The organism is Desulfopila inferna, from assembly GCF_016919005.1.
Taxonomy (GTDB): Bacteria; Desulfobacterota; Desulfobulbia; order Desulfobulbales; family Desulfocapsaceae; genus Desulfopila_A; species Desulfopila_A inferna.
On sequence record NZ_JAFFQE010000007.1, the window covers coordinates 46844 to 69860 of the forward strand.

At 47.8% G+C, this 23017-nt stretch carries 20 protein-coding genes; 8 read left to right on the plus strand and 12 right to left on the minus strand.

What is annotated here, in order from left to right:
- The first annotated feature begins 37 nt into the window (after positions 1-37).
- From JWG88_RS16250 to JWG88_RS16270, 5 genes are all read left to right on the plus strand, one after another.
- Positions 38-466 carry a hypothetical protein gene (locus tag JWG88_RS16250; protein WP_205234857.1) on the plus strand — a complete coding sequence of 143 codons (429 nt, stop codon included), beginning with the start codon at positions 38-40 and terminating at the stop codon, positions 464-466.
- A 350-nt stretch (positions 467-816) separates the two neighbouring features.
- Complete coding sequence (locus JWG88_RS16255; protein WP_205234858.1) at positions 817-2205, plus strand: outer membrane beta-barrel protein; 1389 nt, start codon at positions 817-819, stop codon at positions 2203-2205.
- A 100-nt stretch (positions 2206-2305) separates the two neighbouring features.
- On the plus strand, positions 2306-3097 hold the full coding sequence (locus JWG88_RS16260; RefSeq protein WP_205234859.1) for a polysaccharide biosynthesis/export family protein: 792 nt from the start codon (positions 2306-2308) through the stop codon (positions 3095-3097).
- A gap of 133 nt (positions 3098-3230) precedes the next feature.
- The gene (locus JWG88_RS16265) at positions 3231-5450 is read left to right on the plus strand and encodes a GumC family protein (RefSeq protein WP_205234860.1); all 2220 of its coding nucleotides are present in this window, start codon (positions 3231-3233) and stop codon (positions 5448-5450) included.
- 170 nt (positions 5451-5620) lie between these two features.
- Positions 5621-7972, plus strand: a complete 2352-nt coding sequence (locus JWG88_RS16270) for an O-antigen ligase family protein (RefSeq protein ID WP_205234861.1) — start codon at positions 5621-5623, stop codon at positions 7970-7972.
- Positions 7973-8367: 395 nt separating this feature from the next.
- On the opposite strand, the gene JWG88_RS16275 is transcribed toward JWG88_RS16270, so the two are convergent.
- The 6 genes from JWG88_RS16275 to JWG88_RS16300 form a co-directional block, all read right to left on the minus strand.
- Positions 8368-8907, minus strand: coding sequence for a gluzincin family metallopeptidase (locus JWG88_RS16275; RefSeq protein ID WP_205234862.1), 540 nt, complete (start codon positions 8905-8907; stop codon positions 8368-8370).
- Positions 8897-9508 carry a methyl-accepting chemotaxis protein gene (locus JWG88_RS16280; protein WP_205234863.1) on the minus strand — a complete coding sequence of 204 codons (612 nt, stop codon included), beginning with the start codon at positions 9506-9508 and terminating at the stop codon, positions 8897-8899. The genes JWG88_RS16275 and JWG88_RS16280 overlap by 11 nt, the downstream gene beginning before the upstream one ends.
- A gap of 2 nt (positions 9509-9510) precedes the next feature.
- The gene (locus tag JWG88_RS16285) at positions 9511-10245 is read right to left on the minus strand and encodes a hypothetical protein (protein ID WP_205234864.1); all 735 of its coding nucleotides are present in this window, start codon (positions 10243-10245) and stop codon (positions 9511-9513) included.
- A gap of 285 nt (positions 10246-10530) precedes the next feature.
- A complete protein-coding gene (locus tag JWG88_RS16290; protein WP_205234865.1) occupies positions 10531-10719 on the minus strand; it encodes a hypothetical protein in 189 nt (62 codons plus the stop codon).
- A 118-nt stretch (positions 10720-10837) separates the two neighbouring features.
- Entirely contained in the window at positions 10838-11680 is an 843-nt protein-coding gene (locus JWG88_RS16295; RefSeq protein WP_205234866.1) for a calcium:cation antiporter family protein, read from the minus strand.
- A 16-nt stretch (positions 11681-11696) separates the two neighbouring features.
- Positions 11697-11948 carry a YbbN family protein gene (locus tag JWG88_RS16300; protein WP_205234867.1) on the minus strand — a complete coding sequence of 84 codons (252 nt, stop codon included), beginning with the start codon at positions 11946-11948 and terminating at the stop codon, positions 11697-11699.
- Between the two features lie 862 nt (positions 11949-12810).
- Here JWG88_RS16300 and JWG88_RS16305 point away from each other — a divergent pair.
- The 3 genes from JWG88_RS16305 (at position 12811) to JWG88_RS16315 (ending at position 16429) form a co-directional block, all read left to right on the plus strand.
- Entirely contained in the window at positions 12811-13284 is a 474-nt protein-coding gene (locus tag JWG88_RS16305) for a CreA family protein (RefSeq protein ID WP_205235069.1), read from the plus strand.
- A gap of 43 nt (positions 13285-13327) precedes the next feature.
- Complete coding sequence (locus tag JWG88_RS16310; protein ID WP_205234868.1) at positions 13328-13984, plus strand: YkgJ family cysteine cluster protein; 657 nt, start codon at positions 13328-13330, stop codon at positions 13982-13984.
- A gap of 363 nt (positions 13985-14347) precedes the next feature.
- A complete protein-coding gene (locus JWG88_RS16315) occupies positions 14348-16429 on the plus strand; it encodes a S8 family peptidase (RefSeq protein ID WP_205234869.1) in 2082 nt (693 codons plus the stop codon).
- A gap of 104 nt (positions 16430-16533) precedes the next feature.
- Here JWG88_RS16315 and JWG88_RS16320 read toward each other — a convergent pair whose 3' ends face one another.
- The 6 genes from JWG88_RS16320 to JWG88_RS16345 all read right to left on the minus strand — a co-directional run bounded on the left by JWG88_RS16320 (position 16534) and on the right by JWG88_RS16345 (position 23012).
- Complete coding sequence (locus tag JWG88_RS16320) at positions 16534-17295, minus strand: ATP-binding protein (protein ID WP_205234870.1); 762 nt, start codon at positions 17293-17295, stop codon at positions 16534-16536.
- Between the two features lie 314 nt (positions 17296-17609).
- Positions 17610-18242 (minus strand): nitrite/sulfite reductase domain-containing protein, encoded by a 633-nt coding sequence (locus JWG88_RS16325; RefSeq protein WP_205234871.1) that lies wholly within the window; start codon positions 18240-18242, stop codon positions 17610-17612.
- Positions 18243-18579: 337 nt separating this feature from the next.
- Positions 18580-20217 (minus strand): hydroxylamine reductase, encoded by a 1638-nt coding sequence (hcp, locus tag JWG88_RS16330; RefSeq protein WP_205234872.1) that lies wholly within the window; start codon positions 20215-20217, stop codon positions 18580-18582.
- Between the two features lie 191 nt (positions 20218-20408).
- Complete coding sequence (locus JWG88_RS16335; protein WP_205234873.1) at positions 20409-21191, minus strand: class I SAM-dependent methyltransferase; 783 nt, start codon at positions 21189-21191, stop codon at positions 20409-20411.
- A gap of 79 nt (positions 21192-21270) precedes the next feature.
- Positions 21271-21747, minus strand: coding sequence for a hypothetical protein (locus JWG88_RS16340; RefSeq protein ID WP_205234874.1), 477 nt, complete (start codon positions 21745-21747; stop codon positions 21271-21273).
- A gap of 74 nt (positions 21748-21821) precedes the next feature.
- On the minus strand, positions 21822-23012 hold the full coding sequence (locus tag JWG88_RS16345; protein WP_205234875.1) for an FprA family A-type flavoprotein: 1191 nt from the start codon (positions 23010-23012) through the stop codon (positions 21822-21824).
- Between the last annotated feature and the right edge of the window lie 5 nt (positions 23013-23017).

Consider the following 23017-nt stretch of genomic DNA (forward strand, 5'->3'; position numbering starts at 1 on the left):
TCCCGGAGATGAAAGAAAGATTTGTGGAGGAGAGATAATGAGGAAGATAGCTATAGCTCTGGCATTTTTGCTGGTAACTTCTTCGGCGGCATTCGCCGAATGGCTGGTCGATTTTAAAAATACATATTTAAATGAAGGTATCGATAAGGCTGTTGAGGTTGCCATGGGAGAAGGTGCCGCCCCGACTATGATTGTGGAAAACGGGCTGCAGTTTGAAGGTCTCAATCCTTCAAACCTGATCAAGGCGCTCTATTGTGCCGGAGCTCAGGGGCAGGATATAGTGGAAGCAGCAGCTGAATACAACATCTCTGAATTAATGGTCGCTGCCGGCTACAGGAAGAGTGTCGCCGAGTGTAGTGATCGAGTAGCTGATGCCCAGCCCTTTACACCGGTCAGCACCGGGACAAGCTTTGTCAGCATTAATCCCGGCGGTGATGGCGATAACGTCAGCCCATCTGCATTTTAGTGCCTTACGGATTGCTTTCTTGTTTATTTTGAAAAAATTATCCGTATGAAGATTTCATTGAATTTAGCCAGGTTACAATTCGATCCAGCTGGCAGTTTCATTGGTAATCAGAAAATTAAAAAGTACTACTTTAAGCAAGCATGATTAGAGGGGAGTAGTGGAGACAGGTCAATCTGTTTCAGATTGACCTGTTTTTTTACATGCTTTGCCAACCTTTTAAAACATAAGAAATAGAATGGTTACGTCATTTCAGTCCAGGATCAAGGTCCGGGATGACGGATCCGGAGTCCATTTTTTTTTTGAGAATTTGTTAGTTCCGGGATTATAGGAAATTTTGTGAGGGGGGGGGGATGGACAATAAATGGTGGTGTTGCGCTCTTTTGGGAGGCTTTGTGGCGGCCCAACCGGTTTCCGGCTACGCTAGCGAGGTGAATATAGATAATTTAATTGTGGTCGCCGCGACGGCCGATGTAGTCACTGAAGAAGGCATCGATATGCCGATGGGGCAGCGGCAGGATCAGCCCTCCTTGTTGCCTGAAGACAGCGAAGTAGGGGATGAGAGGAGTATTTTCGGTATTCGGGGAGGATATTTCCACCCCTATATCAATATCTATGAAGAATACTCTGACAATGTCTACAACACCAATACCGATGAAGAGGATAGTTTCCTGACCAGGATTTCTCCGGGTATATGGTTTGCGCTGCCGCGAAAGAAGATCATTCCAATTGCCATAACACCCCATAACACCTCGCCGGGCGGTTTATCGAACCAGTTAAACGACAGACTCTCACCTGACAGATTCATTTCGTATGCCTTGATTGGTGCCGATTTCAAATATTACACCGCGGATTCCGATCTGAATGATACAGACTTGGTAGCTGAAGGCTTGTTCCGTTATAATATGCGGGGTGGTCTTTCACTTCAAGCTATAGAACGATTTACCAGGGCGGAGGATACCTTTGGTGTTGAGACGCTGGGTCGGGAAGAGGACAGACCGAGATTCGACTCAAACCTCTTTATAGCTACCGCCGATTGGGAAATGACCGAAAAGCTAAGGTTCGAGGTAGACTATTCCAATTTTTACCTGGAGTATGATGAGGCTATCGATGCTTTCCAGAACAGGGTTGATAATAGCATCGAAGTATATAGTTATTATAACTACAGTATAAAAACATCTTTCTTCCTGCAGTATAAATATGTTGATGTCGAGTATGACATAGCTTCAATTAATGATAGTGTTCAGGATTTTTATTATGGAGGTGTGCGCTGGAATACCACCGAGAAACTTGCTTTGCTTTTTAAGGCCGGTTATCAGGATAGAGAATTTGATGAAGCAGGCAGGGAAGGTTATGACGGCCTTGCCCTGGATGTGCAGGCGACATATCGCTATTCTGAAAAAACATCCCTGAATCTGGCGCTCTATCGCATGAATGAGGAAACCGACAGCCTTGTCGCCTCGGACAGGACAGTCTGGGGAGCAAGCCTGGGGTATGATCAGAAATTTACCGAGAAAATCAGCGGCAGCGTTGATCTGCGTTATGAGGACGCAGACTACAGCCAGCTGATCGCGGAAGATCGGGAGGATCAGACCCTGCTGATACGGCCGGCCCTGCAGTATCTCTTTAAAGAATGGCTGAGAGCCGAAGTAGCTTACGAATACGAAGAGGTGGATTCAAGTCAGGAGATTTTTGAGTATACCACAAACACCTTTATGGTTGGTTTGAATCTGGCTTTATAGTATCTTGGCTGGAGTTTAGATTAGATTACTCCCCTGATGAAAATCTTCATTTCCTCACAGGGGAGTTTGTGGCTGTAATAAGGGTGGAAGAGGTGTTGAATTGCGGTTGCCAGTTTTTTACTCAGTTTTGATTGTATTTGCCCTGCTGCTCAACAGCAGCTTTTCTGCAGCAAAAGAGTATCAGGTCGGTCCCGGTGATGTTCTTCAGATCACCGTCTATGATAACGATGATCTCACCACTAAGGTCATGGTCAACAGCGATGGAAAGATCGTTATCCCGCTGCTTGGTCTTGTTGAAGTAACTGATCTTACAGTCCCGGAGATTTCCCAGAAAATTACCCGGCTGCTTGCCGACGGTTATCTCGTCAATCCACAGGTAAACGTTTTTATTGAGGACTATAGAAGCAAAAAGGTGGTTGTGCTGGGTAAGGTGCGCAATCCCGGTCTGATCGAGTTGAGCGGTGCCATCAGTTTTCTTGAGATTATTTCCAAGGCAGGCGGCCTCGATAAGGATGCCGGCGACACGGCAACGATAAAGCGCAACAGCCTGGACGGTGATGACATTATTGTAGTCGATCTGGAGGCGCTTATTGAAAAAGGCGATATCAGCCAGAATGTCCAGATTTTTGATGGCGACACCGTCAACATCTCCAAAGGAGGTATGTGTTTCGTCACCGGTGAGGTGAGCAAACCGGGAACATATTCCTGCGGAGACGACACCACCGTTCTTAAAATTATTGCATTGTCGGGTGGCTTTACCGGCAAGGCCTCCAAAGGCGGTGTACGAATAATTCGGATCGTCGATAACGAAAAGAAACTGTATAAGGATGTGCCGCTTGATACCAGGCTGCTGCAGGATGATGTGATTGTGGTGCCGGAAAGCTTTTTTTAGTGCCTTACCCTGCTCTTTTCGGGCCGCCATAAACCCGTCCATGGGGGCTTTGCTGCAGCCGCCCCAGTCCCGACCTTGAGTTGAGGATTAAGGGCTAATCAGCTAATTTTTTTAAAACATACTGAAGTTGGCTATGAGAGACGATCGTTCGTTGGATATATATCAGGAAGAACCGGCCGAGCAGGAAATAAATATCCGTGACTATTTAAGTATTGTCAGAAAACGACTGCCGATAATCGTCACGGTTGCTTTCATAGTATTTTTCTGGCAGGTACTGAAGGTCTACACTACCACCCCTGTATATACCGCATCTTCGAATGTGCTTGTTGAGAAGAACCTGGGCTCGGGCAAACTTGATTATCAATATTCGGGGTATGATCCTTATTTCCTCTCGACTCAGACCGAGATTATCAGAAGTGAAAATGTAGCCAGAAGAGTTGTGGAAAATCTGCAGCTTGATAAAAAATACAGGCAGTATTTTTTCCCTGAAAAGCCTCGGAAGAAATCGTTTTTTGCCGAGATGAAATCGAGCCTCAAGGAAACCATCAAATCCATTCTTCCTATAGGGCAGGTAAAAGAGGCGGCAGGTGAAGACGGTAATGCTGCGGGCTTTGACAGGGAAGTGTATACCGATGCGGATATAATCGCCAAAATGATCCGGGGAGGGCTGGAGGTCTCGCCCATGCCCGAATCAAAAATCGTCAATATCACCTACAGCCATGAAAACCCGTCAATCGCCAAACTTGTAGCCAACGCCGTGGTACAGGCCTACAAGGACGTCACTCTCGATATCAAGGTCAGCTCCACAAGTTATGAACTGCAGTGGATGACGGAAAAGGCTGAGGAAGAACGCAAAAAGCTGGAAGATGCCGAGAATGCCTTGCAGAAATATAAGCGTGAGAATGATCTGGTAACCGTGGAGAACAGGCTAGCCGTTATTCCCGAGAAGCTTTCGCAGATTAACTCGGAATTTACCAATGCGCAAACGGAGCGCAGGGATCTTGAAAATATCTATACGCAGATAACCAATGCCAGAAACGATATGGCAGCCTTGGAGCGTATCCCGATCTTTTCCACGAATACTGTGATTCAGGCAATTCGGGAGAAAATATTCCGAGCCAGGCAGAACATCGAGGAGCTTTCCAAAAAATACGGGCCCAAGCACCCGGTGATGATTAACGCCAAAGACGAGTTGGAAATTCTCAACAATGAGATGAAATTTGAGGTTGACCGTATAATCGCTTCCACGAAAAACTCTTATGAACTTGCCGAGTCCCGGGAGAAAAACCTGAGGGAACTGCTGGGCTCGACCAAATCGGAACTGCTCACCGTCAATGAAAAGTTTGTTCAACTCTCCATTATGCAGCGGGAGGTGGATACCAATCGGGTTCTCTATGATACGCTTACCTCGAGTATCAAAAGAACGGGGGTAACCGAACAGGCACAGAGCGTCAACATCTGGGTGGCCAGAAACGCCGAGTTGCCACAGGCTCCGTCATTTCCCAATAAAAAGAGAGCTCTTGCTCTGGGGCTGATACTTGGCTTGGCTCTTGGGGGCGGTCTGGCATTTTTCCTGGAATATCTGGATAATACCGTTAAGTCCGAAAAAGATCTTCTTGCAAAATTCGACTCGACAGTGCTTGGCACGGTCACCCAGCTCAAAGGCAAAGGGGAGAACATAGAATCTTACATTCTTCGGCAGCCCTTATCTCCTCTGGCGGAAAGCTATCGGCTGGTGCGCTCCAATCTGTTGCTCTCTTCCGCGGAAAGACCTCCTAAAACCATTCTTATCACCAGCATGGGCGCGCAGGAAGGGAAGACTTCAACGTCAATTAACACTGCCCGTATTTTGAGCCAGGATGATAAAAAGGTGCTGATCATCGATTGTGATTTGCGCAGACCGCGAATGCACGAAATTTTTGGTGTGGATAATACAGCAGGGCTGAGCAATTATCTTTCCGGTAATAAGCCCGGCAGCATTCTGCATGATGTTCCCGGAGAAGACATAAAACTCATTCCATCCGGTCCTGTTCCCCCTAATCCCGCCGAGCTGCTTAATTCCAGAAAAATGATGCTGCTCGTCAAGAAAATGGAGGAAACCTTTGATTTTATCATCATCGATTCTCCGCCGATCCAGTTGGTGACCGACAGTCTGGCGATAAGCAGGATAGTTGACGGCACCATTGTCGTTGTCAGGGCGAGGAAAACCACCAACGATATGCTTTATAGCGGCATGCGGAAGTTGTCCGATGTCAACGCGAATTTCCTGGGCTTTATCTTAAACGGGATGAGTAAGTCGGATGCCGGAAGCGGATATTATTCCGGATATAATACCTACTATGCCAAAAACTGATAGTCACTCCTCTGCCTTTCTTTGGTCCTGCCGGATCCTTGCATGCACGGCTTGACCGGGACTCTCCCCTGTGCTCCTTCCGGTGCCGGGTCGGTGTCCGGGATGGTGGATTCGACCTCGAAACAATTCCACTTAAATAAACGAGTTCTATTTTATCAGCAGGTATAGCGTTGAGTATTCAAGAACAGAAGACCCCGCCGGCTCTCTTTTTCCTTTTTCTTTTTATTCTTTTTTTTGCCCCTCTGGCCTTTGCAACGGTTGAATTGTGGTCATTAACCATCGTTGAATGTGCAATCGGCCTTCTGGCCCTGCTTACTCTCTGGTATCAGTACAGGGGAAGAATAGAGTCCGTCAGGGTGCCTGGCATCCTGCCGCTGTTTCTGCTGGTCTTCTGGATGTTTTTTCAACTCGTTCCCTTGCCCCTCTGGCTGGTTGGTTTTCTTTCTCCTGGCTCTGTTGATGTTTATCAGCCCGTTTATCAGGTAGCAGGTGGTGCCGATTGGCTGCCTCTATCCGTCAACCGGAAGGCGACTCTTTTCGAGATGTTGCGCATTGGCAGTTACGGTCTGTTGTTCATTATTACCGTTCAGTTGCTGGCCGACGGTAAAACTTTGCAGAAGACGGTAAAGGCGGTTGCCGGTCTGGCAATATTTATTGCTTTTCTTGCAATTATCCAGCGGTACACCTCACCTGATCTTATTTACTGGTTCAGATCCGGTCCCGATGCCCGTTTTATGGGGCCATGGATCAATCGCAGCCAATTCGCCGGCTTTATGGCCATGCTGCTGCCCTTGCTCCTTGGGCTGTTTCTTTATTACAGGCCGGTAGTGAATGAAAAGGAACCATTGCGGGCGCGGATCGTGGACTTTTTTGCTTCTCCCGGCAGTAATTGGCAGCTTATCCTTGGCTTCGGAATCGTTGTTGTTCTTTTTTCGATCATGTTAAGCTTGAGCCGTGGCGGTATTATTGCCACCATTCTCTCCTTCCTGCTATTTTACAACTTTCTTTCCCGGAAAAAGGGAGTCCGTTCGTGGCCGGCATTACTGATTTTTATCGTGGGAATCCTCCTTTTCTTTCTGAATTTCGGGGTGAATGAATTTGCCGATCGAATCAATGACTCATTTACTCCTGAAGGTCAGCCTATCTTCGACCGCCTTCCGACCTGGCGGGACACGCTGGAAATTATCAAGGTCTTCTGGTTGACCGGTGCGGGTTTCGGTACATTTGTTGACATTTTTCCTGTCTTCAGAACGATACCGGGATCTTCTGTATTTGATCATGCTCATAATGATTATCTTGAGTTGATTACCGACGGCGGCATTATCTCTTTTGTTTTGGCAGGCTGGTTTGTTGTGGCCGTCATGCGACACGGCTGGGGGATGATCAGAAAGAGGCGGGATAAATTCTCCATTCTAATCGGTATTGGATCCCTGGTTGGTATTTGCTCGATGCTGTTGCATGCCATCACCGATTTCAATATGCACAATGGTGCGGATGGGCTGTATTTTTTCTTTCTCTGCGGTTTACTGGTTTCCAGCGCTAATACAACGTTTCAATATCAGCGTTCCGCCACTCTTCTGGGTACGATGGGACGTAAGGCAAGCGCTGCGGTTTTGGTCTGTTCGGTCCTGCTGCTTTCGGCAACTTTGATCTTTCCTTTGCGCAGTTTTCTGGCCGGGCGAATGTATACCGAAGTTGAAGGTGTTTACCTCAGCAGGCAGCTTTCACAGGGTATATTGAATGATTTAGATGACAAGGTTGGGAATATGAGCAGCCTGGATCCCCTTGAAGGCACCTATTCTATGGTGCTTGGCGATATCCAGAAATTCCTGGGGGAAAGGGAGAAGGCGCTGCAGTATTATCTGTTTGCCGGCTTGAAGAATCCACTTCGGGGCGAGTTCCTGCAGAAAATAGCCTTGGCTTTACCTGAAAATAGTTCTGTGCCCGCTGATATGCTGATGGAACTGAGTTACAAAAGAAGCCTGAAAAAAGATGAGATGATGCTCGTTTTTGCCGAGTGGCTTCTCTGGCGTGGGGATAAGGAGCGGGCCGCCGGCGTGCTGCGTGAAGGACTGGTAAATGATCAAAGTATCTTCGATAAAGCCATATTGCTCCTGGACAGCCATTTCAGCCGGGAAGAGATTGCAGGAATTTTGCCGCCACGGGTAAATCCATGGATTAAGTATGCCGGGTTCGCTGAGAATATGGGTGATTTTGAGCAGAGTGAATTTTTTCGCAGGCGGGCCCTCGATTTTATCGAAAATGAGGAAGTGATACAAAGCGGGTGGTATTCACAATTGTATAATTTTTACAGAAAGCAGAAGAGAGAGGATGAAGCGGTGGAGGTGCTGCGCCAGGCAGTTGCTCAATTTCCAGAAAATACCGGTTTTCATATTTCCCTGGGGGATTATTACAAAAAAGAGGGAATTATTTACCGGGCCAGAGAGGAGTATGAACAGGCGCTGATTTTTGATCCGGGGAATGAAGGAGTTTTGAGAAGGCTTGAAAATTTAGATAAATAGGTTCTTCCGGATTTAACGAACGTTTGCTCTACTAATTGAATATAATGTCCTGAAAAAGCAATTTGCCTATGACGTTGCAAAGAGACAAGGACGCTTTAAATTGTTGGGGTTCGCTGCGCTCACCGCCAACCTGCGGGTTGTGGGGATTTGGTTGGTTTTTAAGATATTCAGGTTCAGTCTGGTACTGGTCCTGCCAGGAATGATATGCGTGACGTTACTGTAGGTTGGTGCTGAGTGCAAGGAAGCCCAACTTTTTTGCTGATGAATGTGCGCCCGGACAAAAGTACGCTTCAGTTTGATGAACCATCCTCTCCTCCACCTTTCCTATAAGGAAAGCCTCGCCAGTCGCCTATTTACCGGCAACGGATGAAAACTCAAGCCGGAAATAAAACCATTCAATCCTCGATATGTTTAGCGGTAAACTGAGCCATAAGCTCATGAATGTTGTAAGGAGGACGAACTTGAAAAAAGTGGTCCACCACGGCGTGGCCGACCTCGTGTGAAAAGACTTCCAGGCTGGTATCCCTGATGGACATATAAATAGTTTTCTCAGAAAGAGAATAGTAGGCAATATGATTTGCTTTCCTGCCGTAGTGCTGCTCATATACCTTGGCCACATCGCGCGCACCGGGCAGGATGACAACGGTTATATGCATATTATCCGGAAACATATCCAGGACAACCTGCGCCTTTTCTATAATAATATCCACCTTTGCCATCACTTCATCTTCGATGGTGACGGTGTTTCGCTTGCGCAGCATTCTGCCCAACGAGCGCCCGATATAGAGTTCCTCATTAAAATCCCGCAGCTCCTCCTTGTTGATATAGCGCAGGGTGGCAAAGCGGCTTTTTCTCTCCAGGCTGTGCGCATTCGTCGCTGATACTACGACAAAAAAAAGAGAAAACGCCAGTATACGAAGGAACTTACCGGTCATCAGCGAGCTGATATGCAGCGACAATCTGTTTTATTTTGTCGTTGTTGCTTTTGATGGCATTGCAGATGGAATTCATCTCATCGAGTGACAGTTTTGAGCTGCTCAGTGAATTATACTGGCTGATAAGATCGTTTACCGCACTGCAGCGGCGATTAAGCACCTTGATATCCTCGGAAAGAGCTTTGTTGAAGAGGTTGATCTTCTCCGCCAGATCCTTGCCTTCATCTTTGCCCCGCAGGTGGATGGTATCACCGAGATCCTTGGCCATCATACTGTCCAGCGTCTTTTCAAAACGGTAGAGTGGGCCGGCGATGCGATGGCTGCCGATTATAGCGATAGTCACCAAAAGAGTGCCGCAGATAATCAGAAAAATCCAGTTGGCCGCAATGGCGTTTTGCAGGAGCATCATCGGGGTCTGGCCGAATTTCAGATCGCTGTTCTCGTAGGAAATAGTCATCGTATCAGCTGAAAAAAAGCCGAATATAGTAATGAAGAACAGGCAGCCTATGGTCACCGCCAGGAAAAACGCCAGAATGATTTTGCCCTGGAAGCTCTCTTTGATAAAAAAGTTTTTAATCCGCCTCTTGTATTTCCGAGCCATAGTTATTCCTGAGTGGTGTGATAAGTTATTGACGCCTGGCTCCGAAGATCTTCTATCCAGGTATTAAGGTGTTTCTCAATCTTGGTCTGAAGAAGCTGCTGCCGTATATGCTCTCTGTCGATATTTTGACTCGATTTGCCGTCTCCTTTTACATCCTCCAGATATACTGCCATTTCATCGTTGCCGGTAATAAATGTGGTGGCTGTTTCGCCGGGCTGCATAACGGCAAGTATCTGCTGAAGCTCTCCGCTGAGGTCGTCGAAAGGGGTAATATATTCATTTCCCTGGGCTTTGATGATTTGAGGCGATACCTTTCCGGTTGTCTTCAGGGTATAAAATGTGAAGGTTTTACCAAAAGAATGTAAAAAACTGTCTATCTCCTGCTCGGTGATTTCGACACTGATATCCTGACTGGTGCGCTCCGTCAGGATTTTGATGAGGGAATGTTCGTAAAAGGTCTTCAGGGCACTGCGAAAACCGGCCTCCTTGTCAATGTTGAGACGCTGTGCCTCTTCGATGAGGAGTTTTTTGGTGATGATTTCATTGATTACGTCCTCATCCTCCCCATGCCGCATATCCTTATCCTTATAGTCCAGAATATCCTGCCTGGTGAGAGGTTGCCCATTTATGGTGACAACAGTATCGCCGGTGTCTACCTGCTGTTCCGGCCAGATAGCGACAAAAGTGGCAAGTGTGGCAAAGCCGATAATGGCAAGAATGATGAGTAGGTATTTCATGGTTGGCGTTTCGTTGTCAGAGTTTTATGATATCTGCTGATTTTTAGCTTATTGCTATATAGTTACAACAAAATCTATCAGTGCCCGCTGATTATCCATTGAAATCTATGGATTTGCAAGTTGTTTATACCAGAAAAAAAGCCGCACTCTGAAGAAATCAGGGAGCGGCGACAAAGAAGAAGGGGATAATGTAATTCGGATTACAGAAACGGCATTTAAAAGACATCGGTATTACCATACGGCAAAACACAAAATCAGGAGCTGTCCGGCATTGATTCTTAAACACTAAACGTAAATATCAATTCGACGAAGTTTATCAGCGCCAGGCTGTTCGACGGGTCTGGGCTCAAGAGGCCTTCGTGTCTGCTGGATGGCGTCGTCTTTTTCCTGGGCTCTTTGCGTTAATTCCTGATCCACGTTTCCCCGGTGGGGAGCAAGTTCTTTTGCGGAAAATCCGGATGCATTGATTTCCATGGGGCACCTCGTAGCTTAAAGATTTACGATTTATATTAATGGTGCAATATAAGTGCCAAAAAAAATGCGAGAAAGGGTAGAGAGGAGCAGGGTATCAGAGAAGGCCCTGGGCAATCGTTTATCGGCTGACAAGAAAAAAGATTATACCGCCACCGGCAAGCCAGATATTGGTAATATTTGAAACGGTAATGTTGAGAATTGCCGCAGCCGGCTTGGCGCGCCTGAGCAGGGAAAGCGAGGATTTAAACTCCGGCCAGCTCGTCAGCGTCGCCAGAACCACAAAGCCGATTACTCCTTTTGGCGCATGGGAGTGTTCGGCCGCAAAGGAAACTACCGGGTCGAGGAAATATCCGGCGATGGTGAGGGTGGCAATTGCGGGAATGAGCCAAAAATTTGACTCGATGATGGCCTGCTCTGCTTCACCCGGCAGCGGCTCTGCCGGCCTGAGAAAAAATAGCACAGTCGAAACAATGAGGGCGGCAACAACCCAGAAAATATAGTGCTGCTGCTGAAGGACGAAGAAAATAACGGCCAGGGAAGCGGTCAGCAGCACCGTGATGATTGTGTAGGCACGGTGCGTTCGTAGTAGTATGGCAAAGCTCCCGCTGGCGATAGCCGCGAAAAAGAGAAGAATGGGATTCATGAAGTTGGAGCCCAGCGGCGTGGAAGAGGCAAAAATGATGTCCCCGACCAGAAGGCCGACAATGAGACAAACGGCTTCAGGTCCGTTGGTTATAAATCCGGTAAGGGTGCCGATGCCTTTGGTGGATTTGAGCATCTCGATAATAATTTCAATCGAGATGCCGATAAGCAGCATCTCGAAGATTATTCCGCCGGAGCCGATGAAAGCCATCTGGACATTTCCCTCGAACATCAGGGCGGACCCGCAGAAAAAGAGGACGACCAGCAGCCATACGGCGAGGTCCAGCTTGCCGACCGATTCGAGAATAAAGTCTTTCATGAGAGTAAATTGTTTTTCAGTTTACTTGATTTTTTTGGATAAAACGTCTGATCTGTTCTTTGTTTAGATAGATACCCGATAGGGTCGTATCCCGGATGCGCAAAGCTGGAATACAGCGGATGCCTTCCTTCCAGGTTCTTTGAGGATGCTGCATGACATCAACCTCTTCAATAACTATCGAGGTATCCTCCGCTGCAATTTCTCTTAGATATCTGCCGGCCATGAAGCAGCGGGGGCAGAGGATTGAACGGTACAGGATGATGTGCATTTCTGAATCTCTTTGGAGACTTTTTTGTTGGCAGAATTTGATGGTGCAATATGGCGTGAGAGGATACCATAACCTCCATGCTTCGCAAATTTATATTTGTTCGATCATTTACTTTTAAGATTTGATAGACTCTTTTCAAGAGTCCGTTTACCGATTATCTGTTATTGGGAATTTTGTTTTGTTGGGGTTCGCTGCTCTCACCGCCAACCTACAGGTTGTGGTAATGCGGTGTTTTTTATGATGCTTCGTTTTAGCTTGGTACTGCGGCTGCCAGGGGAACTATGCGTGATGTATTGTAGGTTGGCGCTGAGTGAAAGGAAGCCCAACATTTTTGAAAGGCTGGGTTTGTTGGGGTTCGCTGCGCTCACCGCCAACCTACAGGTTGTGGTAATTCGCTGTTTTTTTATGATGTTTCGGTTTAGCTTTGGTACTGCCGCTTCCGGGAGAATTATGCGCGACGTTACAGTAGGTTGGCGCTGAGTGAAAGGAAGCCCAACATTTTTGAAAGGCTGGGTTTGTTGGGGCTCGCTGCGCTCACCGCCAACCTACAGGTTGTGGTCATTCGATGTTTTTTTGTGATGTTTCGGTTTAGCTTTGGTACTGCCGCTGCCGGGAGAATTATGCGTGACGTTACAGTAGGTTGGCGCTGAGTGAAAGGAAGCCCAACATTTTTGAAAGGCTGGGTTTGTTGGGGTTCGCTGCGCTCACCGCCAACCTACAGGTTATGGCAATTCGTTGTTTTTTTATGATGTTTCGGTTTAGCTTTGGTACTGCCGCTGCCAGGGGCATTATGTGTGACGTTACAGCCCAACATTTTTAAAAAGCTATTGAGCATAGAGGAGAAGTGAAAGTGAAGAGAAAACTGCTTTCCGCCATATTCTGTTTCTGTCTGGTATCGGGTTGGGTATCGATACCACAGGCCGAGGAGATAGGTTCGGTACGAACAAAGTTCAAGGTACTTGGCGCCAACGATAAAATTGTTATCGAAGCTTTTGACGATCCCGATATTCCGGGGGCAACCTGTTATCTCAGCAGAGCAAAAACCGGTGGAATATCCGGCTCGCTGGGAGTTGCCGAAGATACCTCGGATGCCTCGATCTCCTGCAGGCAGATTGGTCCGATCCAGCTGCCCGAGGATGTGAAAGAAGGCAGAGAAGAGGGTGAACGGGTTTTCCGAAAATCAACCTCGATCCTGTTCAAGACTTTGCAGGTTGTGCGTTTTTATGATAAAAAGCGAAATACTTTGATCTATTTGAGCTACTCGAACAGGATAATCGAGGGCTCACCAAAAAATTCGATTTCCACCATACCGATAATGGCCTGGCCAGAGCCCTGATATTTCTTCCTGTATTATCACTATGAGAAGCAAACAAACAGAATTGAGTACTGAACAGACGGAATGCAGGAGATGCGGAACCTGCTGCAACAATGGCGGACCCGCCCTCCATTTTGAAGATGCTGAACTTGTCGGCAACGGTATTCTGATGAGAAAACGGCTGATTACCATCCGCAAAGGTGAACTGGTTGTCAAACCGCACGACCGTACCCCGCAAACCGCCCAATGTGAGCTGGTGAAAATCAGCGGAACCGGAAAAACCTGGCAGTGCTATTATTTTGATGGAACAACAGGCTGTATGATCTATGGGGACAGGCCGCTGGCCTGCAGTGAGCTGCAGTGCTGGAATACCACGGCAATAGAAGAGCTGGTCGAGAAAAATACCCTGAGCAGATTCGATATTATCGGAGAGGATGAGCCCATTTATGCCTTGGTGAAAAAACATGAGACCGACTGCCCATGCCCCAATATGGAGGAATTGCAAAGGGCGATAGCAGGGAAAGAGTATCCCGATATTGAATCATTGGAATCACTGATCAACGAAGATATCCGCGTTCGCACAACGGCCGTACAGCAGTACGACATCACCCTGGCCGAAGAGCTTTTTTATTTCGGAAGACCTCTTTTTCAGCTGCTGCAGCAGATCGGAGTGAGAGTGTTTGAGAAAGAAGGGGTGCTGAGGCTGCGCTGGCCGGTCTGAATGTTTTACGTTTACAGCCATAAAAACTTCACTCATTTAATCTCCCGTTTGTAGAGTATAATACACCAGACGATGCCTAACCTTAAATAGTGTGTAATTGTAGTGGCATATACGCGCTCAGGGCGAGTTGAGGTTCTGTGAAATCATTCGATAACTTCCAATTTCCTACAAACTTAAACGTCTTGAAATAACTGAAAAAAATAACTTTTCATGCACATTTTGATCGAATTCCTCCTGCCTCAGTAAATCCATCCTGAATACTCCATAAAGAAAATTGTCCCTGGAAATAGCTGAATAAATGAGATAGGCTATAGGGTGTCGACGAAGATGGCTGAATCAAAATTCTTATCTCGGGGGATGATAATGAAAGTGATTTACCTGATGAGTGATTGCCTGATTACTATTCTATTGATATTGGGTTGTGCAACGCTCTCCGTAGCGGAAATCAATAATAAAGCCGGCGGCATGAAATTGGTGGAAAAAGCACAGGTAACCGGAAAAATTCCGGTGATAATGAGACTGAATATTCCCTACTACCCGGAAGGACAATTATCTTTGCGCCAAGAGAGAGAAGATCAGCATGCCAGAATTTCTCAAGCTCAGGGAGATCTGCTGGAACGATATTCAGGTCGCAGCATATCCAAAGTCAAAAAATTCAAGTCGGTCCCTTATATTGCTATGACGGTTGATGCTTCGGGGTTGGCAGATTTGCTCAATGATCTTGAAATCATAAGTATCCAGGAAGACATACCTGTACCTCCAACTCTTGAACAGAGTATTCCCTTCATTAATGCTGATGCAGTTCATTCGGAAGGTTCTGACGGCACAGGAATGGTCGTCGCTGTTTTGGACTCGGGAGTTCGAAATACACATACATTTTTGGATGCCGGGAAAATCGTTTCAGAGGCTTGCTACAGTACAACATTTGAATTTTATTCTTCGACGAGTGTGTGCCCTAATGGTTTAGAGTCTCAAGAAGGACCCGGAGCAGGGGTAAACTGTCTTATCGGTAGCAGCTGCTCCCATGGCACCCATGTCGCCGGAATAGCGGCAGGAACAGGGGGAATTCCGGGAACAGGAGTCGCACCGGGGACTGATATCATCGCCATTCAGATATTTTCCAGATTCGACAGTGAGGCCCAGTGCGGCGTTGGCTTAACACCTTGTATACTTTCATATTCTTCTGATCAGATGCTGGGGTTGGAAAGAGTTTACCTGTTGCGGAATACTTTAAATATTGCTGCCGTAAATATGAGCCTCGGCGGTGGAGCATATTCCGGCTACTGTGATACAGATACAAGAAAGCCTCTTATTGATAACCTGCGTTCGGCTGGGATTTTAACTGTCATCTCTTCCGGAAACGATGCTTTTGACGGGTCTGTTGGTGCACCGGGTTGTATCTCCTCCGCGATTACTGTGGGAGCCACGCTCAATAATTCGGACTCGGCCGCCTCCTTTTCAAATCATGCCTATATGGTTGATTTAATGGCACCGGGATATTCTATCAACTCTTCTACCGCAACTTCGGACACATCATACGCATCCTGGAGTGGAACTTCAATGGCTGCTCCACATGTAGCCGGTGCCTTTGCCGTCATGAAAGACAGGAACAGTTTCTGGACCGTTGATGAGATGGAAATCCTGCTGAAAAGCACCGGTGCGATGGTGACTCGTGCCGGTATTACCATACCGAGGATTGATCTCCATGCAGCGGCGGCTGATAGGTACGAAGAAAACGATACCCGGGAAACAGCGTATGATCTGTCATTCAGAAGGCAAAACTGGTTGAACACCATTGATGGTTATGGATTTCAGGAGGATGATGACTGGTATGAAATTGGTGTTGAGCCGGGATTTGAAAGAATACAAATCGATCTGAGATTTAGCCATGCAGACGGAGATGTAAACCTTCAACTTGTCAGTTCTGCAGGAAATGTTCTGATCAGTTCGGCGACTGTGTCAGATGATGAATTTATAGATTATACAGTACCAGCAGGCGCTGGAATATATTACTTGAGGGTACATGGCGATGATGCGGGTAATCCTTACACCCTCTGGTGGGATGCTTTCGTTGCTGATATTGGACCGGCAGTCTCAAACCCTTTTCCGGCGAATGGATCCAGTGTTCCTCCTGGAACGACGGGACAATTACTCCGGGTTGTCGCTCCGGATTCTACAGGGGGGACAATACATTACGGCACTAATGCCGATGTTCCTTTTACCATCTCAGCTTCTGTAAACGGTGACAATCTCGAGGCCGTCATTCCTTATGCTGCCGGAGAGATGGAAAGTCCCGGAACCAACTACTGGTATATCATCGCTGAAGGAGCGGGAGGTTCGACCCGTTATCCGGAAAGTGGAAACCTCTCGTTTTCAGTTGCAGATAAATCATTCCCCTGGACTTTGTTCTTACCGGCAATAGGAAGATCAAATACATCTGAGTAGGCCTCGTAATTTTTTAGGATCAGGGTGATTTCTTTGCTGGATAACGTATCCGGATACCAAAAAAATGTTCGGTATCCGGATACTTGTCGAGGCAGGGAGGGTAATTACCAGGTTTTACGTTCCAGTTCCCCGCCCCTGGTGGAGACGGTGATCTGTTCGACCGGGACGGTTTTTCCCGCTTTCTCCATCGCCTTTTTGACGATGACATTCATACTGGAGCAGCAAGGCACCTCAACGATCAGGATGGTGATGGAGTTGAGGCCGGCAGTGGTGATGATATCGGCGAATTTATCGATATAGCCTTGTGCATCGTCAAATTTCGGACATCCCATCATCACGACTTTGTTCTGCAGATACTTCTCCTGAAAACCGGGAACTGCCACTGCGGTACAGTCAGCTGCTATAAGGACATCGGCATTTTTCAAAAATGGCGCGGTGGGCGGAATCAGGCGAATCTGAATGGGCCAGTGGGTCAAAGCCGATGCTGTATTGGCATTTGCTACCGGAACATTCGCTGCCTGACAGGACGTCTGCGGTGCAAAGTTTTGCAGTCTGGCGGAAGGGCAGCCTCCACCCATTGAAGGAGCCGGTGCTTTGACAGCCTGCTTCTCTTCCTTCTCTTTTGCGGCAAGGTATTCTTCAACGGCCTCTTCGTCGAATTCTTCCGCTTCACGTTCGATAATTTTCAAGGCACCCTGAGGGCAGGCTCCGAGACAAGCGCCTAAGCCGTCGCAGAGCTTATCTTCCACGAGCTTTGCCTTACCGTCAACTATTACAAGAGAACCTTCAGCGCAATCGGGAACACACTGTCCGCAACCATCACAAAGTTCTTCGTCAATCTGGATTATTTTTCTTACATTTTTCATTTTTTGCCTCATATGCTTTATGATTTTACATCTGAAAATCTCTATTTATTATGGTTCCATTATAGCACTTTACAAGGGAGAGTAATTGACATGGGTCAAGAGGGTGGAGATTTTATACGAATTTTTATGTTCTTCGTAACCGTTATTCTCTGATGGATCCTGACCGGAATGACGGCAGAGTGGGTAGGGGTTTTATATTTTTGGTTGTGTTGGGGAGGGGGCCTGCGTTCACCGCTAAACTACTCATGCAAAATCCGTCCGCGGCCATCCTGTAGGTTGGCGCTGACGAAGGAAGCCCAACGCTTTTGTAATGATCATTTTTGGGAATCTAGTACGACCTTTCTGAATTCTTCAATGCCGATCTGCTCGATAAATCGTGCCGTACGCTGTTTTTTAGCGGCGTTTTCGATGTAAAAATCGAGGGCTTTTTTCACCAGGGCCACAACTTCGTCTTCCTGAAGCTCCGAGGCCAGCAGATCGCCGATGCGGGGTCTGCCGCCGGCGTTACCGCCGAAAAGAACGCTCCAGCCCTTTTTTCCGGCAAGGATGCCGACATCTCTTAAATAGGGTTTGGTGCAGCACATTTTGCAGGCGGCAATACCGATTTTTACTTTATGGGGAAAGGGACGATCGAAGGTGAGTCGATCTATTTTTCTGCCAAGGATCAGTGAATCTGCCACAGCGTAACGGCATTGTTCAAGACCCGGACAGCTTTGCAGCGAAGTAACCTTAATACCCTCATCAACCGGAAAATTTGACGAGAGTTCGTCCTGAAGGGCTTTGAGCTTCTCTGCAGACATTCCGTATACGGCAAGGCGCTGCCCTGGAGTTATCGTTGTAAGTGTGGCCTGGTGTTTCCGGAGGAGTTCATATATCTTCTCCAACTCCTCCCCGGCCATAAGGGACATATTGGGGACATTGATGATGGAGAAATTTTTGCGGGGCATGGAGCTACCTTTTTTGCAACTTTACCTGGATGAATGGATTAAGCCGCTGAAGAATCTCTAAATTTGAACTAAATGGGAACATCAAATTAAGCCAGAAGTATCTCTCTTCTGATTTACTCTGAGTGGATTCCGGACCCTGATCCGGAATCCATGCTGGCAAATGCCAAGAATCCAGCAGCCTATTTTCCGTCAATGGAAAAAAACGGAATCACCTTACTGCATTGCCGGGTTCCGGATCAGTCAGCAATGCCGACAGTAGTAAATAAAAAGGCAGGATGCGAGGGAGAGCGCATCCTGCCGGGACAGGAGGTTTATTTCCTGTTGTTACAGCTTGTTGTTATGCTGCAAGTATGGCATCGAGATCCTCTTGCGGGGTTTCTGCAATAGGCATGATATTAAAGTTTTCAACCAGTACATTGAGGACATTCGGGGTGATAAACGCCGGCAGGGAAGGTCCGAGACGAATATCCTTGATCCCGAGATGAAGCAGACTCAACAGAATTACCACGGCCTTCTGCTCGTACCAGGAAAGAACCATGGAAAGCGGCAGATCATTGACGGTACAGTCAAAGGCATTGGCAAGTGCGGCGGCGATCTGAATCGCAGAGTAGGAATCATTGCACTGACCGACATCGAGTAACCTTGGAATGCCGCCGATATCGCCGAGTTTCTTGTCAAAGAAACGGAATTTGCCGCAGGCCAGGGTGAGTACCACACAGTCCTGAGGAACCTTTTCTACAAACTCCGTGTAGTAGTTGCGTCCGGGCTTGGCGCCGTCGCAGCCGCCGACCAGAAAGAAGTGCCTGATGTCCTTGGACTTGACTGCCTCGATTACCTTGTCGGCAACACCCAGAACGGCATTTCTGCCGAATCCCGCCAGAACACTGCCCTTGTCTTCATCGCTGGTAAACCCGGGAAGTTCCAGGGCGCGATTGATGACCGGAGTAAAATCCTTGTCGGCACCGATGTGCACCAGACCCGGCCAGCCTACCAGACCCGTGGTGAAGACATTTGCGGCATAGTTGTCTCTGGGTTTCTGGATACAGTTGGTGGTAAAGAGAATGGCCCCTGGAAATTCCGGAAACTCCTTGTGCTGGTTCTGCCAGGCACTGCCGAAATGACCGTAAAAATGATCATACTTTTTCAACTCGGGATAACCATGGCAGGGGAGCATTTCACCGTGGGTATAAATATTGATGCCTTTTCCTTCGGTCTGCTTGAGAAGAAGTTCGAGATCACGCAGGTCATGACCGGAGATGAGGATGGCTTTGCCTGCTTTATGGCCCAGGGGTACTTCCGTCGGGGTGGGATGGCCGTAGGTGCCGGTGTTGCCGGCATCGAGAAGCTCCATTGCCTTGATGTTGACCTCACCGCATTTGAGAGCGGTGCCGACGAGTTCTTCGAGTCCCAGGTCTTTTCTGGTGAGTTTGGCCATGGTCTCGTGCATGTAATCATAGACCAGGTCATCCTGCTGTCCCAGAATTGCTGCATGGTCCGTGTAGGCCGCCAGACCGCGAAGGCCGTAGAGGGAAATCTCCTTGAGTGAACGGAGATCTTCGTTGTCGTCCAGGCTGTTGATAAAGTCCAGGTCTTCTCCCTGCTTGATCTTTCCATCGAAACTGCCGGCGGGAGTAAAGGTGGCTGCATCCGAGTCAAAGGATACATTGCCGCCTGCCGCCTTAACCTTTTCTTTCAGGCCATCGCGCAGTTCGACGGTTTTATCGATTAATGCCTCAAACCGGGCGGGATCAAAATCAACATTGGTCAGACAGGAAAAAATAGCTTCCGCGGTAAAATGGTCGATCTTGTTGTCTTTTACACCAACCTTCCGGCCCTCGTGAGCGACCAGGGAGAGTCCCTGTATGGCGTATGTCAAGAGATCCTGAAGCACTGCCACATCAGGTTGCTTGCCGCACACACCGATCTTGTCGCATCCAATTCCCTTTGCAGTCTGTTCACATTGATTACAAAACATAATTTTCCTCCTTGGAGTTTTCTGTGTTGGTGTCCGGTTCGGGCACACCTTCTATTCAAATTTTCAGAACTGTGAAAACTGCTTTGAAACGGTATTTGTTTTTCAAAGTATGCTTGGACTATAGCCATTAAAACCGAGTAAATCTTTGATCTAGGTCAAAAGGTTATTTTTTTTTAGATTCACCGCCGATATTATGCAGCAAATGCCTCGATCAGGAGGGTGGAGTCGGCAGCGTAAAAAGGAGCGCCGCCGTAGCTGCCGCAGCATTCCGAAACTGAGAAACCAGCATTGTGGAGCAACGCCTTCCATTTATCCGGCTCCGGCGCATAGAGAGAGAAGGTATGACGTAAATCGCGTTTCCCTTCGGTTATTGAGCGGGGCCTAACCCGATACCTTTCTTCGAATACGAGGGTTTCGGTGGGGCGCAGGTAGTGCTTCAGTGTTTCCTTAATGATCTTATCTCCATCTTTAAGTTCGAAGATGGCAAACTGAAAGAACCTTCCCCCATCAGCCTCGAGCACCTGTTTATCCGGATGATAGAGGTGAAGCAGCAACTTTCCGGACTCGGTGAGATGTTCCCGGCAGAGGCGTAAACAGCGCTCGACGGTGGATTTGCTTCCCAGAAGGTTGAGCGTATTATAGGGGATGATGATTGCATTGAAGCGGCAGGTAAATGAGAAATCCGTCATGTCCATCCGATGATAGGAGATGTTTTCCGCCGGCTCGAGCCCGGCGCGCCGGATCATCTCCTCCGAGATGTCTATGGCTGTGACACTTTTGCACCAGGGCGCGACAAGGCGGCTTAACCTGCCACTGCCGCAGCCCAGTTCCAGGACGGCATCATCAGGGCGCAGCCGGGCCATGTAGAATTCGGCATCATCGGAAAAAGTGTCCATTTCGAGAGCGTAAAACCGACAATATTCTTTTTCCGAAAGAGGGGAGAAGACAAGGCGCGGTTCGTCGGCGTATTCCATAACAAGCAGTAAGATATCGTTTAAATTAGACGACCTTCAAAGACAGATCCATGACCGGCCGGGATATCGGTTATCATACCTATACCAGCGATACCTTTTCCGGGGTTTCAGAGTACCCGTCCAGCTGGATGAGCCAATAATGCTCAGGAGAGGTAGCAATGGCGTCCCGGGTGCTGTCGGAGAGTCCGTGGCTGTCTTCGGTCTTATTGTAAAAATGGGTATCGATCCCCAAGAAGCCGTCGAGAAAATGGGTGATAATGTGGAGAACTTTGCTGGGATAGCCGCACTCTACCCTGGTAAAATCTTTGATGGTTCGAAACCCCGTCTTTTCAAAATCGTCGATGAATTTCTTCAGGGTTCTGGTGTTGGCGTCGAGTCCCTGTTGAAGTGCCGCTGCAAATCCTTCATCCTGCCCTGAGTGGCATTTTTCTTTATGGATCTCGATTCTGTCGTAGCGTACCAGCGGAGTACTATCGAAAAAGTCCTTCACCTGAGCACAGGCCTTTTCCAGGGATGGTGCGGAGACCAGAACGAGATGGCTTGATAAAGGCTGCATAGTATACAATATTCCGATGCTGTTGAATTATCCGCAGCATGGAGTCACTCCTAGCTGCGGGGGAAATATGATAATTATCTTTCTTTGATCTTTCTGCCCACTGCTCTGCCCAATTCCACGCATTTTTCCAGATCTTCCGTTTCCGGAATATATTTGACACGAAAACCCGGATCGACCAGGTCGAATTTCAGGTCTTCCATGGCCTTGTGGAGCAGTTTGATCGATTCTCCGGACCAGCCGAAAGAGCCGAATGCCGCCCCGACCTTATTGGCGGGCCGCAATCCGCTCATGTACATGAGGAAACCGGCCATGCGGGGCAGCAGACCGTTGTTGAGGGTGGGGCAGCCCAGAATGATGCCGTCGGCATTAAGAACCTCGCGCATAACATCGCTACGATGATTGTAGCGCAGATTGAGCAGTTTTACCGAGATGTTTTCCTCCTCCAGGCCGGCGGAAATCTGTTTCGCCATTTTCTCGGTGGAATGCCACATAGTATCGTAGATGACCAGGGCACTGCCGTCGCCGATATTGTCAGACCACTTCTCATAGTACTGTAGCGGCAGTCCCGGATTGGAACGCCAGATGACGCCATGGTCGGGGGCAATCATCTTGATTTCCAGACCGATCTCCTTGACGGTTTCCAGCAGTTTTTTGACCTTTGGAGAATAGAGAGTAAGGATATTGGCATAATATTTAGTCAGCTCTTCCACTAGAATCGCCTGGTCGACCTGGTCGTCGAACCGTTCGCTGGTGGCGAGATGCTGGCCGAAGGCATCGCTGGAGAAGAGAAGCTTGTCTTCCTTCACATAGGTAAACATGGAATCCGGCCAATGCAGCATGCGGGTTTCAATAAAGGAGAGAGTTTTTTCACCGAGGGAGAGGTCCCTGCCGGGTTCGGCAATCTCATAGGGCCAGTCGGTCTGATGAAAATGCTCCACCAACGCCTTGTGTCCCATTTTCGAGCAGATGATCTTCTCGGGCTTGATAAGCTCCACCATTTCCGGCAGAATGCCCGAATGGTCCATCTCTACATGATTGACGACGATATAATCGATTTTTGCCGGATCGATTATGGATCTGAGGCGTTCGAGGAATTCCGCCTTGAGGGAACTTTTTACGGTATCGATCAGAGTAATTTTCTCATCGATGATAAGAAAAGCATTGTAAGTGGTGCCGCGATTGGTTGAATACCCATGAAAATCACGAACATCCCAGTCCACGGCGCCAATCCAGTAGATATTATCTATAATTTTTACTGCCTTCAATTTAC